The 16,329-nt window shown below is 59.4% G+C and carries 18 protein-coding genes and 1 tRNA gene; 5 read left to right on the top strand and 14 right to left on the bottom strand.

Annotation, left to right across the window (positions count from 1 at the left end; genetic code table 11):
• Positions 1-194: 194 nt before the first annotated feature.
• On the bottom strand, positions 195-674 hold the full coding sequence (locus ACR0FE_RS10295; RefSeq protein WP_480912700.1) for a hypothetical protein: 480 nt from the start codon (positions 672-674) through the stop codon (positions 195-197).
• A 246-nt stretch (positions 675-920) separates the two neighbouring features.
• Positions 921-2,588, bottom strand: coding sequence for an energy-dependent translational throttle protein EttA (gene ettA, locus ACR0FE_RS10290; RefSeq protein WP_480912699.1), 1,668 nt, complete (start codon positions 2,586-2,588; stop codon positions 921-923).
• Between the two features lie 137 nt (positions 2,589-2,725).
• Here ettA and ACR0FE_RS10285 point away from each other — a divergent pair, with 137 nt between their 5' ends.
• The 3 genes from ACR0FE_RS10285 to dacB all read left to right on the top strand — a co-directional run bounded on the left by ACR0FE_RS10285 (position 2,726) and on the right by dacB (position 5,395).
• Positions 2,726-3,196 (top strand): MOSC domain-containing protein, encoded by a 471-nt coding sequence (locus ACR0FE_RS10285; protein ID WP_480912698.1) that lies wholly within the window; start codon positions 2,726-2,728, stop codon positions 3,194-3,196.
• 32 nt (positions 3,197-3,228) lie between these two features.
• A complete protein-coding gene (locus tag ACR0FE_RS10280) occupies positions 3,229-3,849 on the top strand; it encodes a nicotinate-nucleotide adenylyltransferase (protein WP_480912697.1) in 621 nt (206 codons plus the stop codon).
• Positions 3,850-3,916: 67 nt separating this feature from the next.
• Complete coding sequence (gene dacB / locus ACR0FE_RS10275) at positions 3,917-5,395, top strand: D-alanyl-D-alanine carboxypeptidase/D-alanyl-D-alanine endopeptidase (RefSeq protein ID WP_480912696.1); 1,479 nt, start codon at positions 3,917-3,919, stop codon at positions 5,393-5,395.
• Between the two features lie 2 nt (positions 5,396-5,397).
• Here dacB and ACR0FE_RS10270 read toward each other — a convergent pair whose 3' ends face one another.
• The 4 genes from ACR0FE_RS10270 to modA form a co-directional block, all read right to left on the bottom strand.
• Entirely contained in the window at positions 5,398-5,820 is a 423-nt protein-coding gene (locus ACR0FE_RS10270) for a tellurite resistance TerB family protein (protein WP_170614169.1), read from the bottom strand.
• Between the two features lie 129 nt (positions 5,821-5,949).
• A complete protein-coding gene (gene modC / locus ACR0FE_RS10265; RefSeq protein ID WP_170679313.1) occupies positions 5,950-7,047 on the bottom strand; it encodes a molybdenum ABC transporter ATP-binding protein in 1,098 nt (365 codons plus the stop codon).
• Positions 7,044-7,736 carry a molybdate ABC transporter permease subunit gene (gene modB, locus ACR0FE_RS10260; protein ID WP_170614171.1) on the bottom strand — a complete coding sequence of 231 codons (693 nt, stop codon included), beginning with the start codon at positions 7,734-7,736 and terminating at the stop codon, positions 7,044-7,046. The genes modC and modB overlap by 4 nt, the downstream gene beginning before the upstream one ends.
• 5 nt (positions 7,737-7,741) lie before the next feature.
• Positions 7,742-8,521, bottom strand: coding sequence for a molybdate ABC transporter substrate-binding protein (modA, locus tag ACR0FE_RS10255; protein ID WP_480912695.1), 780 nt, complete (start codon positions 8,519-8,521; stop codon positions 7,742-7,744).
• A 204-nt stretch (positions 8,522-8,725) separates the two neighbouring features.
• On the opposite strand from modA, the gene ACR0FE_RS10250 reads away from it, so the two are divergent.
• A tRNA-Val gene (locus ACR0FE_RS10250) sits at positions 8,726-8,801 on the top strand.
• 85 nt (positions 8,802-8,886) lie between these two features.
• Here ACR0FE_RS10250 and ACR0FE_RS10245 read toward each other — a convergent pair.
• The 5 genes from ACR0FE_RS10245 to ACR0FE_RS10225 are packed head-to-tail and all read right to left on the bottom strand — an operon-like array spanning position 8,887 to position 13,473.
• Positions 8,887-9,801: a dipeptidase gene (locus ACR0FE_RS10245; RefSeq protein ID WP_480912694.1), complete on the bottom strand. Its 915-nt coding sequence runs from the start codon at positions 9,799-9,801 to the stop codon at positions 8,887-8,889.
• Positions 9,802-9,814: 13 nt separating this feature from the next.
• Positions 9,815-10,060 (bottom strand): hypothetical protein, encoded by a 246-nt coding sequence (locus ACR0FE_RS10240; protein ID WP_480912693.1) that lies wholly within the window; start codon positions 10,058-10,060, stop codon positions 9,815-9,817.
• Between the two features lie 46 nt (positions 10,061-10,106).
• Complete coding sequence (locus ACR0FE_RS10235; protein ID WP_480912692.1) at positions 10,107-11,288, bottom strand: carbohydrate porin; 1,182 nt, start codon at positions 11,286-11,288, stop codon at positions 10,107-10,109.
• Complete coding sequence (locus tag ACR0FE_RS10230) at positions 11,285-12,049, bottom strand: DUF3299 domain-containing protein (protein WP_480491176.1); 765 nt, start codon at positions 12,047-12,049, stop codon at positions 11,285-11,287. Before ACR0FE_RS10230 ends, ACR0FE_RS10235 begins: the two co-directional genes overlap by 4 nt.
• A gap of 26 nt (positions 12,050-12,075) precedes the next feature.
• Positions 12,076-13,473 carry an amidohydrolase family protein gene (locus tag ACR0FE_RS10225; protein WP_170619305.1) on the bottom strand — a complete coding sequence of 466 codons (1,398 nt, stop codon included), beginning with the start codon at positions 13,471-13,473 and terminating at the stop codon, positions 12,076-12,078.
• Positions 13,474-13,615: 142 nt separating this feature from the next.
• Here ACR0FE_RS10225 and ACR0FE_RS10220 point away from each other — a divergent pair, with 142 nt between their 5' ends.
• Positions 13,616-14,623 (top strand): helix-turn-helix transcriptional regulator, encoded by a 1,008-nt coding sequence (locus ACR0FE_RS10220; RefSeq protein ID WP_480912691.1) that lies wholly within the window; start codon positions 13,616-13,618, stop codon positions 14,621-14,623.
• Positions 14,624-14,755: 132 nt separating this feature from the next.
• Here the strand turns inward: ACR0FE_RS10220 and ACR0FE_RS10215 are convergent, their stop codons facing one another.
• The 3 genes from ACR0FE_RS10215 to flaF are packed head-to-tail and all read right to left on the bottom strand — an operon-like array spanning position 14,756 to position 16,325.
• Positions 14,756-15,553, bottom strand: a complete 798-nt coding sequence (locus ACR0FE_RS10215) for a DUF1217 domain-containing protein (RefSeq protein ID WP_170614177.1) — start codon at positions 15,551-15,553, stop codon at positions 14,756-14,758.
• Positions 15,553-15,951, bottom strand: coding sequence for a flagellar biosynthesis repressor FlbT (gene flbT / locus ACR0FE_RS10210; RefSeq protein WP_170614178.1), 399 nt, complete (start codon positions 15,949-15,951; stop codon positions 15,553-15,555). The genes ACR0FE_RS10215 and flbT overlap by 1 nt, the downstream gene beginning before the upstream one ends.
• A complete protein-coding gene (gene flaF / locus ACR0FE_RS10205; protein WP_480912690.1) occupies positions 15,948-16,325 on the bottom strand; it encodes a flagellar biosynthesis regulator FlaF in 378 nt (125 codons plus the stop codon). The genes flbT and flaF overlap by 4 nt, the downstream gene beginning before the upstream one ends.
• Between the last annotated feature and the right edge of the window lie 4 nt (positions 16,326-16,329).

Genomic DNA, 16,329 nt, shown 5'->3' with positions numbered 1-16,329 from the left:
CCGGGCTTCAGCCCGGCATTCACCATAACCTCGGGTTGATTTAAGGGATTTGATGCAATTCATGGGCCAATGTTGAGGAAGTCACGAGTGTTGCGCGCTTTGCCGGGCTGAAGCCCGGCCTACAAGATGGAGGAGTGGGTGCGAGCACCCATCCTACACTTGGTGTTTTCACTCACATTGTTTGGTCTGGGGCCTTAACTTGCCCAAGCCAAACAAGCTTTCCCGATTTTGTTGTAATCCGCATTCAAGTCTCCACGTTCGTAAAATGAATTTATTAGGCCTGCGGAAACACAAGTAGCGAACTCACTTCTTTCCGACGGATCAGTTGGGAAGCTAGTTTTGATTTCTTCTAGCTTGCTCAACAATCGATCAAAGGAGATCAAATAAACATCCGAGTCCAATGTATCGCCAAACGCATCACTGGGGATCTCATAGAAATGAGTGTTGACAATGGCGAGAACGGTTTGGAGCGAACTATAAAGTTTAGCTGGGACGAAACCCATGTTTTGACTGTTCTGGATGAAAACGACCATTATGTCAGCATTCTCGGGTGGCACCCATGTCCCGCTCTGGTCAAATTTTTGATTGCCGCCATCATGCAGAAACAAGTAGCGAAAAAAGCTGGGCGGTGCGGAATGCCCACTAACCTTAAGCGGCGTTTCGGTGTCAGCCAAAAGTGGTCTGCCCAAGATACTTAAAATGAGTGTTGCAAGAAACAGACCGCACTTAATATGCTCGCGGGCTGCAATAAAAAATCGGGTTGCTATTTTGTCTTTTACTAACAGCTTCTTAAGCCTCAAGCTTGATGAAACATGACCCCGGCGGTGATACTTGCGTCGGACCGAGCAGTAAAGGCGGTTGAAAGAATGGCGAAGCAAACGTGGCGCGCCAATTTATTAATGGCGCGCCACGTTTAGCGTTCACCGCGCAAACTTCTTATGTTTCAACCGCTTGGGCTCCAGCGCGTCCGGTCCCAGACGGCGCTTTTTGTCCTCTTCGTAGTCCTCGAAGTTGCCCTCGAACCACTCCACATGAGCGTCACCCTCGAAGGCCAGAATATGCGTGCAAATCCGGTCGAGGAAGAAGCGGTCGTGTGAGATGACAACGGCGCAGCCGGCGAAATCGACCAACGCGTCTTCCAGTGCGCGCAGGGTTTCGACGTCAAGGTCGTTGGTGGGTTCGTCGAGCAGCAGGACGTTGCCGCCCTCTTTCAGTAGGCGCGCCATGTGGACGCGGTTGCGCTCACCCCCTGACAGCAGAGAGACCTTCTTCTGCTGGTCGCCGCCCTTGAAGTTGAAGGACGAGCAATAGGCGCGGGAATTGACCTGCGCGTCGCCCAACTGAATGATCTCGGCACCGCCGGTGATTGCTTCCCATACAGTGTCGTTATCTTTCAGGTCATCGCGGGACTGGTCGACATAAGACAGCTCGACCGTGTCACCCAGCGTGATGGTACCACTGTCAGGCTGCTCCTGACCGGTGAGCATCTTGAACAGGGTCGATTTACCGGCACCGTTGGGGCCGATGACGCCGACAATGCCGCCGGGTGGCAGGGCAAAGTCCAGCCCTTCGATCAGTTGCTTGTCGCCCATGTGTTTGGACAGGCTCTCGACCTCGATCACCTTGCCGCCAAGGCGCAGGCCGTTGGGGATGACGATCTGGGCGCGCGTCAGCTTTTCGCGTTCGGACTGTTCGGCCAGCTCGTTATAGGCATTGATCCGGGCCTTGGATTTGGCCTGACGGGCCTTCTGACCCTGACGCATCCACTCCAGTTCACGCTGCAGGGTCTTTTGCTTAGACTTGTCCTCGCGGGCTTCCTGCTCGAGCCGTTTGGCCTTTTGTTCCAGCCACGCGGAGTAGTTGCCCTCGTAAGGAATGCCGCGGCCGCGGTCGAGTTCCAGAATCCAGCCAGTAATGTCATCCAGGAAATACCGGTCGTGGGTGACGATCAGGATGGTGCCTTTGTAGTCGATCAGGTGCTGTTGCAGCCAGGCGATGGTCTCGGCGTCCAGGTGGTTGGTCGGTTCGTCGAGCAGCAGCATGTCGGGCGCTTCCAGCAGCAGCTTGCACAGCGCCACACGGCGTTTCTCACCACCCGAGAGGTTTGCGATGTTGGCATCGTCCGGCGGGCAGCGCAGCGCCTCCATCGAGACGTCGATCTGGCTGTCGAGGTCCCACAGGTTTTCCGCGTCTATGGCGTCCTGCAGGGTGGTCATTTCCTCCATCAGCTCGTCCGAGTAGTTCTCGGCGATCTCCATGGCGATTTCGTTGAACCGGTCGACCTTGGCCTTTTTCGCGGCCACGCCCAGCATGACGTTTTCGCGGACCGTCAGCGATTCATCCAGCTGCGGTTCCTGCGGCAGATAGCCGACCTTGGCACCTTCGGCGGCCCAGGCCTCACCGGTGAAGTCGGTGTCGAGACCGGCCATGATCTTCATCAGCGTCGATTTACCTGCGCCGTTGACGCCGACGACACCGATTTTCACGCCGGGCAGAAAACTCAGGTGGATGTTTTCAAAGCACTTCTTGCCACCGGGATAGGTCTTGGAGACACCCTGCATGTGGTAGACATATTGATAGGCGGCCATGTCGCGTCCTCTGGGTCGGGAAATTGGGTTGGAACGCTAGATATCCAAGCGGGACGGGCGGGGCAAGCTGGTGGTTTCGTGAATTTCGTTCACGGATCGCGACGGGTATTGTGGCCATGGTTGAAGGGGAGAGTGTTTTGTCGGAACTGGCAGGTTTGATAGCTGGATGGGCGCAGCCCGGGCATGTTGATTGGATCGGCTTGCGCCCTGACCGGCGGGCCGCGATGATCCCTGTGAAACAGGTTCTGGTATCCGAGGCCGGACCCGAGGGCGATCGGGGCCGTGCAGGTAAACGCGCAGTGACGCTGATCCAGCAGGAGCATCTGGCGGCGATTGGCGCGTATCTGGGGCAGGGACCTGTTTTGCCAGAAACCCTCCGACGCAACCTGGTGGTGTCGGGGATCAATCTGGCGGCCCTCAAGGGGCGCGAGGTGCAGGTGGGTGAGGCCATTTTGCGGTTCACCGTGATTTGTGCGCCCTGCAGCCGAATGGAGGAGGCGCTGGGCAAAGGTGGCTACTCAGCCGTGCGCGGACATGGCGGCTGGTGTGCCGAAGTGGTGCGATCCGGGCAGGTCCGCCTGGGCGACGCGGTGCAACCAGTTGATTGACAAGCCCGACCGAATTTGAACATCAGCAAAGGATGAAGCGGTATTCGATCCCTTTTGCGCGGCCCGGGCAGGTCGTGGGGCTGTTCGGTGGATCCTTTGATCCGCCGCATCGCGGTCATGTGCATGTGACGCTTGAGGCGATGAAGGCGTTCGGGTTGGATCGTGTGTGGTGGCTGGTTTCGCCGGGCAATCCGCTGAAAGAGCGCGGCCCCGCGCCGCTGGAACGGCGGGTTCGGGCGGCAAGGGCAGTCATGCGGCACCCAAGGGTCGAAGTCACGGATATCGAGGCACAGACGGGAACGCGGGCGACGGCGGATACTCTGGCGGCGTTGCAGAGGCTCTATCCGCAGGTCAGGTTTGTCTGGCTGATGGGTGCGGATAATCTGGCGCAGTTTCACCGCTGGAAAGACTGGCGGAAGATAATGGACAGTGTACCTGTGGGTGTGGTCGCGCGGCCCGGCGACCGGATATCGGCGCGGATGTCTCCGGCGGCACGGGCTTACGCAAGCCACCGGATTGACGGGCAGGCGCGGCATTTGCTGGGGCGGGCCAGCGCCCCCGCTTGGTGTTTCGTGAATGTGCCGATGGTCGATGTCAGCTCGACCGAAATACGCGGGCGCGGTGAATGGGCAAATCAGGTGTTGCCGGAATAGCCCCCATGGCCACATAATCCTGTGCAGGCGGTTGTTTGGGCGAAAACTCTGGGATTTTAATTGACCTATGGTTGATCGTTATTCGCGTCGATTCATTCTTGGCGGGCTTGGGGCCGCGCTGATCCCCGCTACCGGACTGGCTGGGGCGCCGCTGGTGTCACTGCGCCCGCAGATGCGCGGGCCGGAGCTGAACGGTGTCGAGCGGATTGTCCGCGCAGCCGGACTGCAGGGTGAGGTCGTCTTTGCTGTCGCCGATGCGGAAACCGGGGCGCAGCTGGAAGGATATGGCGCGCAGGACGGATTGCCGCCAGCCAGCGTGGCCAAGGCGCTGACGGCAATGTATGCGCTGGATGTACTGGGGCCAGAGCATCGGCTTGAAACCAGATTGATGGCAGACGGACCGGTCGAGAACGGTATTCTGAAGGGCGACCTGATCCTTGTGGGCGGCGGCGATCCGCTGCTGGATACGGATGCGCTGGCCAGTATGGCGGCCAATCTGCGCGAGGCCGGGATCACCGAGGTGCGCGGCGCGTTCAAAGTGTATGATGGCGCGCTGCCCTACGTGAACAGCATCGACCCAGGCCAGCCGGATCATCTGGGCTACAGCCCGGCGATCAGTGGCATATCGCTGAATTTCAACCGGGTTCATTTCGAATGGAAGCGCGACGGCAAGGGCTATGATGTGGCCATGGATGCGCGCAGTGCACGGTATAACCCGGCCGTCGACATGGCGACGATGCAGGTCGAAGCCCGCAGTTTGCCGATTTACACCTACCAGCCCAGTGCGCGGCAGGACCGGTGGACTGTTGCCAAGGCGGCGTTGGGCAATGGCGGCGCGCGGTGGCTGCCCGTTCGAAAGCCGGCGCTATATGCGGGCGATGTGTTCCGTACGCTGGCGCGGGTCAACGGCATCGTTCTGGGCCGAGTTCAGGTCACACGGCAGGCGCCCGAGGGCACGATTCTGGTGGTGCACCAGAGTGACCCGCTGGAGAGCATCCTGCGGGGAATGCTGAAATACTCGACCAACCTGACGGCCGAGATGGTCGGGTTGGCAGCCTCACGGGCGCGGGGCGCGCGGCCGCAGACCCTTGCCGAATCCGCGTCCGAGATGAACCGATGGGCGGCTGAAACCTATGGTGTCGACCGGATCGCCATGGTGGATCATTCGGGTCTGGGCGATGCCTCGCGCATGGCGCCCGGCGATCTGGTCAAGGCGCTGGTGGCGGCGCGCAAGACAAATGTGCTGCGCCCGTTGTTGAAGCCCTTCACCCTGACCGACAGCAAAGGACGCGCCGTGCGGGATCACCCCGTCAAGGTAGCCGCCAAAACCGGTACGCTGAATTTCGTTTCCGGCCTGGGCGGGTTTTTGACCACGGTTGACGGAACCGATCTGGCCTTTGCCATCTTTACCGCCGACGTGGACCGGCGCGCCACAATTCCACGTGCGCTGCGCGAACGCCCCGAGGGTGCGCGCAACTGGAACAGGCGCTCGCGCAAGCTGCAGCGCACGCTGATCGAGCGCTGGGGGTCACTTTACGGCAGTTGAACTCAGACGGTGTGGCGGGCGCGGGCCCCCCGCTCGATTGCGGCGGCGTGCAGACGGTCAACGTCCAGTTCGTACCGGATTTCCTCGAGCAGGCGCAGTTCGGTTTCCGCAAGGGTGCCATCGGCGGCTGCAACGTCGCAGGCCAGCGCGTAGGCGGTTTCGTTCAGCCGCTCGGGCAGGTTTTCCCGGATCAGGCCAAACAGGGCGTCCAGGCCGTCTTCCTGTTCGAACAGGTCAAACACGATCTGTGACACCCGGCGGGTACGGTCGATGTCGTAATCGGCAAAGACCGGCAGCATGTTGACGGCGGTTTCTATCTTGACCAATTCGGCAGTGCGAATGTTTTCGTCCGAGGCCGAGACCGCAACCATGATCGCCACGAGGCAATCCTGCGGGGACATGGGATGTGCAATTTGGTCGGTCATGGCCTGTTCCTGACTGGTTTTTCTGAGTGGGCACGATAGGAGGGCGCGCAGGCAGGTTCAACACCTTGTTTTCTGTGACTTGGTCGGGGAATGCCCGCGGTTTGTATCCGGAATGCCGCTCCGGACGGATCAGCTTGTGTTCACCCGGCCGCCGACATCCTGAGGTGCCAGAGCCACGGTTTTGATTACGGCGTAACAGGTGCGTCCCGGGGCCAGGCCCAGGGCCGACACCGACCGGCGAGTGACGCGGGCCAGAACCGGGCCCGCGGGGGTTTGCACCGATACGATTGCCCCCGGACCGTCACCGGCGCGGATCGTATCGACCGTGCCTTCCAGGACGTTCAGGGCCGACAGACCTTCGGGTTTTCGGTCTGACAGGATGACTTCCTGCGCCGGGATGCGAATGCGCAGGTTTTCTCCGACCCGGTGCGGGATGCGCGGCAGGAACAGGCGTGCACCGCCCGCGTCCAGCTCGCTCAGCCCGTCGGCGTGGTGATCGTGTACACGTACCCGCAGCACCGCGCCGACCGCGCGCACACCGGCAGGTGCAACAGAAGGGTCTGCCAGCACGTCCGAGGCGGGACCGTGCCGCACGACCTTGCCGTCCTGCAAGGCCACAACCGAGGTCGCCAACCGGGCCACCTCGGCGGCGGAATGCGTGACATAGAGGATAGGCACCGATACTTCGTCCCGCAGCCGCTCGAAGTAGGGCAGGATTTCCGCCTTACGGGCGTCATCCAGCGCGGCGAGCGGTTCGTCGGCCAGTATCAGGCGGGGGCTGGCCAATAGCGCCCTGCCGATGGCAACACGCTGCTTTTCGCCACCCGACAGGCCCGAGGGGCGGCGATCCAGTAGATGGCCGACGCCCAGCATTTCGATTACTTTGCCGGGATCTTCACGGTGCGCCCTGCGGGGCGCAAACCAGCGGCCGTAAGCAAGGTTCTGGCGGACGGTCAGATGCGGAAACAGACGGCCTTCCTGAAAGATATAGCCAAGACGCCGCCGGTGGGGTGGCAGCCACAGGCCCTGATCCGTGTCGAACAGAACCCAGTCATCCACGGCCACCCGCCCCGCCCGGGGACGCAGCAGACCGGCCACCGCATTCACAACGGTGGTCTTGCCGGAACCCGATCGCCCGAACAGGACGGTCACACCGGGCGGTGCGTCAAAGCTGAGGTCCAGATCGATCCCCGGCAGTTCCTGTTGCAAGCGGACAGAAAGGCTCATGACCCGGCCACCCGTTCCGCCGCGCGGCGGCCGACATATTCGGACAGGAGCAGCGCGCCCATGGCAATGATGATGGACACGATGACCAGCCGGGTTGCGGCGGCCTCACCGCCGGGAACCTGCAGAAAGGCATAGACTGCGGATGGCAGCGTCTGTGTCTGACCGGGGATGTTGGACACGAATGTTATGGTGGCCCCAAACTCACCCATTGCCTTGGCAAAGGCCAGAATTGCCCCGGCGATGACGCCCGGAAGGATCATCGGCAGGGTCACGGTGGCAAACACCATGGGCCGTGAGGCCCCCAAGGTCGCACCAGCCTGTTCCAGTTTGGGGTCCACCGCCTCAATCGACAATCGGATGGCGCGAACCATTAAGGGAAAGGCCATGATGCCGGCGGCCAGCGCCGCGCCGGTCCAGCGAAAGGCAAACACGATGCCGAACTCGGCCAGGAAGCTGCCTAGTGGTCCCTGAATGCCGAAGGTCAGCAACAACAGATATCCGGTCACGACAGGTGGCAGGATCAGGGGCAGATGCACCAGCCCGTTCAGCACCTGCCGCCCCGGAAAGCGCCAGCGTGCCAAGGCGTAGGCCACAAAAATGCCAAACGGCAGCGTGGCCAGTGTGGCCCAGAACGACACCCGCAGGGACAGTTTCAGCGCCTCAAGCTCCTCTGGTCCCAACCAGCCCATCGGCTTTACCCGTTCGGCAGGGAAAAACCCTGCGCGGCAAAAACGCCCTGAGATGGCGTAGATTGCAAGTGTTCGAGAAAGGCCCGACCTGCCGGATTGGCGGTTGCGGTCAGGGCGGCGGGATAAACGATTGGGGGGTGCAGGTCACCCGGTATCGCGGCGACGACGCTGACCCGGGTTTCGGCCTGCGCATCGGATCGATAGACGATCCCCAGCGGGGCTGCGCCGCTTGCGACCAGCGCAAGTGCGGCGCGCACGTTGTCGGTCTGTGCAACCTGTTCCTGCACATCGTCCCACAGGCCGAGGCTTTGCAACGCGGCCTTGGCATAGACACCCGCAGGGACGGCATCGACCAGCGCCGTGGCCAGATACCCGCCGTCCAGCGCGGTCATCAGATCGAAATCAGCGGACAGGTCTTGCGCGGGTGCCTTACGGGAAGGGCCTATCAGCACAAGACCGTTGCCCAGAAGATCGATACGGGAATCGGGCGCAATCAGCCCCATGTCCTGCAACTGATCCATCCAGTCCTGATTGGCCGAGATGAAAAGATCCGCCGGTGCGCCCTGCTGAATTTGCCGCGCCAGAACTGAGGATGCGGCATAAGACACCGTCACCTGATGCCCGGTCCGGTCTTCGAAAGCAGGGACGATTTCATCCAGCGCCGTCTTGAGGCTGGCCGCCGCAAAGACGAGAACACCCTCGGCCGTGGCCCGCACCGGAGCCAGCGTCAGGGTGCCAAGGACCAGGGCCGCAATGAGAAAACGGCAGGCGCGGGTCAGGATCATGCGCATTCCTGTGGTTTCAGTCCTTTCGGGAATATCGGAGGCAGCAGGGAACACGCAAGCGCCTTTCCCTGCGGCGAAGGAATTTGTGGGCCAGTGGTCTGACGAAATCGCTGATCTGATCCGGTCCGTTCCTGTCCTTTGGCGCAAGAATTTGTTCCGGACCCTCTTGCGCCCGCGCGCAGGCTTGGCTACATGCACCGTCACGGGTGATTAGCTCAGTTGGTAGAGCGCTTCGTTTACACCGAAGATGTCGGGAGTTCGAGTCTCTCATCACCCACCATACTTCAGCCCTGATGTTCTGGCGTCTTTTCAAATAAAGACGCGACAACGCCACTTTGCGTTCATCGCGGGTGTTTGTTGTTGGTCTAACGTGAATAGAACTCGTCACGAAGCTCTTGTCGCAAACGCAGACGCTCGGGGTATTCTTTCAGAAACTGTTCGGGCGGCTTGCCTTCCCAGACCTGCGCGTAGACCCTCATCTTGTTGCCGCCATAGATCTTTTCGAGATCCTCGTTGGAATAGCCGCGCGCCCAAAGATCATCCGTGATGGCCGCCAGGATCTTGGCGAGTTCACCGTTGCCGGTGGCTCCTTTGTTGAAGGCGTCGATCATGTATCCGCCATCATCGTACATGCTTGCATTTGCAGTTGCGAACTGCACGACAAGTTCGGTCGAGAACATGTCATCCGTTGCGATCCCGACATGGTCGACACCCACAAGCTGGACGTAATAATCGATCATATCTGCGGCCTGTTTGGGCGAGATATCCTCGGGCCAGACGCCGTCCATCATCCATTCGGTGAACGTCGGCGATACGTATCCGCCCGACTTGGCCGCGCGCAGCGCCTCGTCGTCGGGAATGGCCCTATAACACCCGCGTGCCGTGGCATTGGGTTCGTTTGCGTAAAGTCCGGCAGGCACAGAATGCGTGTAGACATAAGGCACGCCGGGGTAATTCTCGTCCATATAGTCCATGGCGTCGTTGGCGGTCTTGGAACCAGTATGGCTGAGGTCCAGCAGGATGCCGAACCGCACCATTTCATCGATGACGGATTTGCCCCAGGGCGTAAGGCCGATGTCACGTCCGTTGTAGGCTGCTAATTGTCCCGAACCCGTTCGGAAAATATCGTTGTAGGCCAGGATCATGCTCTTGACCCCCATATCCTTCAGCAACGCCATCTTCCTGAGATCGCCATCCAGGATCGTTGCCGTTTGGCTATTCCAGATGACCGCCGTCTTGCCTTGGATATGGGCGGCCTCGATGTCGCGTGTCTCGTTCACGATCAGGTAGTTTTCAGGCTGCCAGCGTCATCTCATGCCCCGTGATGCCATTGTCCCGAGCACGTTCAAAGTAGGTGTGCAGCTGTTCGTACTCGGTCCAGCCGGTGCCATAGGGGCTGGCCAGCATGCCCAGAACGATTGTGTCCTTCACGAACTGCCTGGCTTCATCTGACGCGTCCCATGTCTTGCTTTCTTCACTGGCAAGCAACGCGCCACCAAAGATTATTACCAGGGCGCTTGCGGCCAACAGGGTCTTCATTACGGAATCTCCCTTGTTATTTGTTGTTCAGGACGTCGGGCGAGCCTCAGAAAACGATCCGGGTTCGCAGACTGAACAGCGTGATATTATCCTGATTTGGGTTCAGCAGCGGATTGGAAATGAACTGCACCGATGGCGTGATCTGCAGGCCGGGCGAAATCGAAAAGCGATAGAAGGCCTCGACTGTGAATTGGTCTCCGTCGATGCCGCGGGCTTCGGCCCAGTTCAGGCCCAACCCGGCCAGATCGGTGTTTCGGCCGTAATATCCCATGCCGGCCGAGACTGACCGCTTGTACAGCGCGGCCGTCCCTTTCGCGGCCCCGGCACGCAGGAACGGCATCCATTTGTTGTCCACAAACCAAGCGGCAGAGAACGCACCGCCATAGTCTTCGGGGCGGCTGCCGTCGTCGGCGGCATCCGCGTGCCAGAGGGTAAGATGGACATTGTCAAAATAGATGCGGTCGAAGCCGGATGTGTAACCAAGTTCGAGCGATTTGAAGAGATTGCCATCGCTGAAAACATCAAAATCCGGGTCGGACGGGTCGGCATTGGCATCGGCGACACTGGCGACCAAATAAAGGTTGCTGTTGAGCTTGAGGCCCCCGGCAATACCAAGCCCAGGATTTGGGGCATTGATGGTTGGATTGGTGTTGAATGCCAGGTTCTGAAACCCGCTATATGGGCTGACCAGACCGTAGATATCAACGAAGTCGGTCACATCGATCTGACCAAACTGTAATGTCCACGCCCCGTCGTCGGCCCTTTGCGTCCAGAACAGATTGGTCAACAGCAGCCCGGTGTCGTTGAAAGCCGTCCCGGTGATCGACAGGGCGCCGCCGTCCAGTCCAAGAAACTGCGGCGCAACATCCGTATAGCTGTGCCGGTGCTCGATCTTGAATGTCAGAGAGCCACGCTCGGTCGCTTGCCAGTTTCCGTAAAAGCGCGCGATGCCGCTGGCTGCTTCTCCGGTTCCCCAGTCTGCATTCGTGGTTTGGCCCAACGCCAGATAATCCAGGTTGAACCGAACCCCGTTTTCGGCCAGCCGATCTTTCCAATTGAACCAACCCGGCGCGATGTTGCGCGGAAAATCCGAACGGTATTGCGGGTCGGTCAGCCCGTCCCCGGGTTCAAGATCGGCCTCAACGGATGAAGGTCCTGACAGCCCCTGCGCATTGGCTGCAGCAACGGTCGCGATGACAAAAACGGCGGCAATCAGGTGCCTTATCATTCGGAAATCCTTGCCCCACCGGTCTTGCGGTCACCCGCCGCGCGGAGACGATCTGCTGCCTGCTTTTTCCACTCCAGCCTGTCTGCCTCTGTTTCCAAAGTTTCAACGCTGTCCGTCTCCAACTGGAAAGTTGCGCGCATGGGCACAAGTCCATCGACAACCATCAGTTCCTGATCCGAAGGGTCAATTGTCAGCTTTCCAGTCAGTCGCACAGGTTCATGAACATAGCTGGGCGTCCAATCGCCGTTCAGCCGCACCCGGATCATCTGGTTGGGCACAGGTGGGGGCATGTGGCTGCACATCCCGCGTTCCGGCACCAAATAGGCCACGGGCTGGCCGTCCGGGTCGCTGGGTGCGGGAATAGCAAAACCCGCCAGCGTAATTGTCTGACCGTCGAATTGCGGGTTACCGGCAGTCCCCGCCTTTCTTCGGCGTTCAGTCACGATTTCCCGCTGATCCAGCAGCCAGTCGACATCCACACCACCGGCCAGCAAGGCATCCTCGGTCTCGGTCAGAAGCTCTTGCCAGTTCTGCCGTTCTTCGGCGCTGCCTTTGTCCTGCTGCAGCCTGCCGCGCAACCGCACAACAAACAGAACGTCGTCGAATTGTTCGGGGCTGAGGTCCCGGTACGGGTCCTCGAATTCCTGCACGGACGGGTCGGGCAAATCAGCCCAGTCCAGCGCTGTGCCTGACATCGCCACCGCAGATTGAGCACACCAGGACATGGCTGCGACGACAGCGAGGAAAAACCAGTGACGCATTAAGAACCTCCGGGTGATTTCTGCGGTCAATCCAGCGTGTTTTTGTAAATTACACCGTCTTTCATGATCACGCGAATGGTTTCCGGGCTATCGGGTCTGGGATCAGCACCGAACCATTGATCCCCGGTACCAACCACCGAGAAATCCTCGAGCGGGTTGCCATCGATCAGCAGAATGTCGGCATAGGCGCCTTCTTCGATCACACCCAGCTTGCCGGCGGTATACGGGTTCATGAAATCGCCCGACAGCGCCACAACCTCGCCACCGGTCGAGGTCAGCGTCACCAATGACGTGTAGGGACCGAAGAATTCGTTATTGAGGTGCTTCTCGTAGGCGATCTGGATGTTGCACGCTTCGACCGAGCCGACACAATCTGTCTGGAACCCGCGCTTGACCGGGCATTCTTTCATGTTGTCGATGTAGCCAGCGAAAGTGGCCGAGGCCGATTTCGCCTTGGCGAGGCTGGAGGGCACATTGGCAACCGCCGGAATATCCAGCAGGCCGGGGTCGAAGGCTGTCAGGTTCGTGGTGATGTAGGCCCCTTTCTCGTTCATGACCTGGGCAATTTCGCAGTCAAACGAGAAGCCATGTTCTATAGACATCACACCTGCGTCGAGCGCACCCAGGATCGCTTCCTTACGATAGGAATGCGCCATGACGTAGCTGCCGTACTCATTTGCCACCTGCACTGCGGCTTTGATCTCTTCAGGGGACCCCGCCAGCAATTGCCAGGGGTCGAATGCCGAAACCACACCACCGGACTGCATGAATTTCAGTTGCGTCGCACCCATGCGAAAATTGTTGCGCGCGAATTTGTAGACATCGTCAACGCCGCTGACCTCCTGCGCCAGGTTCAGGCGGCTCATGTTGGTTTCCGAACCCGGCGGCGCGGTGAAATTGGCAAAGTCGGCGTGGCCACCCCGGGTTCCGATGAACGCACCGGACGGATAGTAACGGGGGCCCTCGATTTGACCCGAGTCGATTGCCCTGCGAAGTCCCCCATTGGCCCCGCCCGCATCCCTCACAGTGGTGAAGCCCTGCATCAGGTACATCTCGGCCATCCGGGCGCCGTGAATGGCGAAGTCTTCCCACGTCGTGTTGGCCTCCATCGCCGGAAGCGTTGGGCCCATCAGCATGAGATGTGCATGCAGCTCGATAAAGCCGGGGGTCAGTGTCCGTCCTCCGCCATCGATCACGGTGGCATCCGGTGCCTCGATCGCATCGGTCGAAACGGATTTAATGAGGTTTCCCTCGACCAGAACGCTGGCATTCTCGATGCGCTGCTCATTCACACCGTCGAAGACATGGACATTGGTAAACAGCGTCTGGGGCGCTTTTTCGTCTTGCGCCTGTGCGGCCAGAGAAGAGGAAAACGTTACCGTGACAACGGCCGCTGAAAGAAGGAAGTTTTGTAAGCCGGACATGAGAAACCTCGTCATATTCAGATCCTTTTAGACTAGCCCGAAAGGGTTTGGACCGGTTGCCACTTTTTCAGTAGGATGTTCGAATGTGGCAGGAAAAGTGGCTACTCGCCCAAACTTGCTGCTTGAGCCGAAGGGGACGATCGTGCCAGTCAATTCTACCGCAGGGGACCATAGCGAGGGCTTTATTCGGCTGGCATTGGCCGCGCCGTTTCTACGGCACCTCACCGACCGCAGGATCGACCCGCGGCCGGCCCTGGATCAGGTGGGCCTCAAGGCCGAATTATTGTCCGATCCATCCGTCTATGTGCATTCCGAGCTGGTTTTCGGACTTCTGAATGCGTTTTCGGAATTGGCGGGCGATCGGTATCTCGGGCTTCATGTCGGCGAAACCTTCGATCTGCAGGGCTGGCCGCCTTTTGCGCAGGCGCAGCAATCCTCAAAGACGCTTTTCGAGTTTTTCGCCCATTTCGTGCGGCTCGTGCCGCAGGAATCCAGCTCGGTTCGGCACAGGCTGATCGTGGATGCGGACAAAGCGACCTATCGGGTCGAGCGGCAACAAGAGCCCGCGGTTCCACCGATCCAAGTCACCGGTTTCGGCGCCGCAATCTATGTGAGGCTTCTGCAAACCGTTGTTGGCAACTCGTGGGATCCAACTGTCGTGCGATGGGAAAGCCGATACATCAATGGCTTGCCGATCGCCTACAAAGGGATCGAGGTTGGTCTTGGGGCCGACCCCGGAATGCAGCTAAGTTTCCCTGTTGAATGGTTGTTTTTGCACCATGTTTCAGTGGGTTATGTCGCCCCCAAAATCTCGGCACGACAAGAGGAAGAAGTGACCGTGGTGGCCGCATTGCGATCCGTCTTGCGCGACAAACTGGATGAAACGGATTTGGGACCAGAGGTGGTGGCCGGGTTGCTTGGCATACAGCCGGATCGGTTTCTGAAGGCACTTCAGCAACAAAGCACAACGCTGCCGCGCGAAATCAAACGGCTGCGCATCAATGTAGCAAAGGAACACCTGAAGGACGACAAAAAGACAATCGCAGAGATTGGTCTGATGCTGGGTTACTCGGACAAGTCCCATTTCACGCGGTTTTTTCGAAGCCAGACTGGAGTGACACCAACCAAATTCCGGCTTGGATCTGGCTGAAGCGCAAAAGTCCGGACTGGCGGTTCGCGGCCTTTCATAGGCATGTCCGTCAAAAGCCGACAAGAATTCGTAACACATTCTCTCAGAAGGCATCTTAGGGTTGTGAGGTCTCGAGTTCTGCTCGCTATCCCGTCAGAAACCGCCCCCCAACAGGACCAAAGCTGTTTGCGCCGGAGAAATTGAACTTTGTATTTGTGCGATTTGACTGCGGGCCAGATACCTGTCGGTCAAAAGGCCAACGGCATCCGGATCTGAGAATTGAGACAGATCGTCGGAACCGGTCAGGCGGGACAACTTGTCTTTGAAAACCTGAAGCTGTTTGTCGATATCAAGCTGTGCGAAACTTGCTGGCAGGCCCAGCGCCGTTTCCATCATCTTGCGCAGGGGCGGCAGGCTCATCAGATCAAACCACTTGGTGTCCGCGCTCCCGCCGCTTGCCGCCAGATCGGCCAGCGCGTGCTGCGCATAAAGCGAGATTCGCAACGTTTCGTCGCTTTCGCCCACCGCAATCTCGAACCGGGAAACCACGTTGTTGCGTGCTATTTCTTCCATCTTCGCGATTAGGCCGGTTTTTCTGATTTCTCCTGGCCCCAGGCCAAAGGCTTCGGAGAACGCGCGATACCTTTTGTCGGACAAGCGATTGGACAGCGCATCATCGGCCTGGGTGCCGTCTGACAGGATCTTCTGAATGAAAAACCGATTGTTCAGGTCGTTCTCCAGCCCAAACGCCCCCAGCGCAACCTGTAACAGGCGGCGGTCAGACACCAAATCTTCTGCCGCTTTCACTTTGCCGATGTTGTCCAGAAAATACCGGGCCTCGCGGTCATTGACGTTGGACGTGCCGAAGCTTTGCATCTGCGCGTCATAGGTACGCTGCAGGAAGCGCCAACCGACCAGTCCGCCCGATGGTATGACCGGCTGAAAGCTCATCACTGATACGCCATCAGCCGCGCTTCCCGCGGCAGCAGGGATCTGAGCGCTTTCAGGCATTTATAGTGCTGTCCGGCGACAAGGGCCTGCGTTGCCTCGGCCAGAACCCGTCGGCTGTCGGCGTCGGTGAACACCTGGCTCAACTCCTCGACCCGGCGCAGCAATTGTTGGCGGGCCTGATCCGGATCCATATCTCCGGACAAAACAAGCTGAGCCGCGTAGCATACCCGTCGGACAGGTGTATTGACCTCGTCCGGATGAATGGCGTCCCGCAACCGCAATACATTTGCCTCCGGCGTCATGATCGAGAACCGGCTGCGCCGGTCTCCGTTTTCGATCACCACCCCGTTGATCAGCACCCGTTCCTTTGGGGCAAGCTTCAGAACCAGCCCGCTCATCTTGGGTCTCCGTTTTGGCGAAGACCGCGCAGGACGGCCATGTTGATCTCAAGCAAAGGGTCCACCATTGCGTCGTTGCTTAGCACTTTGCTGCTGTGCTGTTCCGTGAACTCGGCCAGATAGAATATCCGGGCACGCAGTTCGGCGGGCAACGCGTTTTCTGAATCTGAAACACCGCTGGCAAGCACCGACCACAACCGCCGGTTTTCGTGCAGCGCATGAACAAACCCGCCATAATCCGCATTACGGCGCGCGGATGCGGCCTTCAGCCTGTGAGTGATCTTGGAAATCGCCTCGTATTCCGTGTTGCGCGGCGTTCGTGTCGGTGCAGCGGTTTGAGCATAAGCGCGTTGGGCTAGAGTGAGAGGGGTCACATGA

The sequence above is a fragment of the Ruegeria sp. K7 genome, from assembly GCF_056531785.1.
Note: the sequence above shows the minus strand (reverse complement) of the source record. Positions and strands in the feature narration are given on the sequence as shown.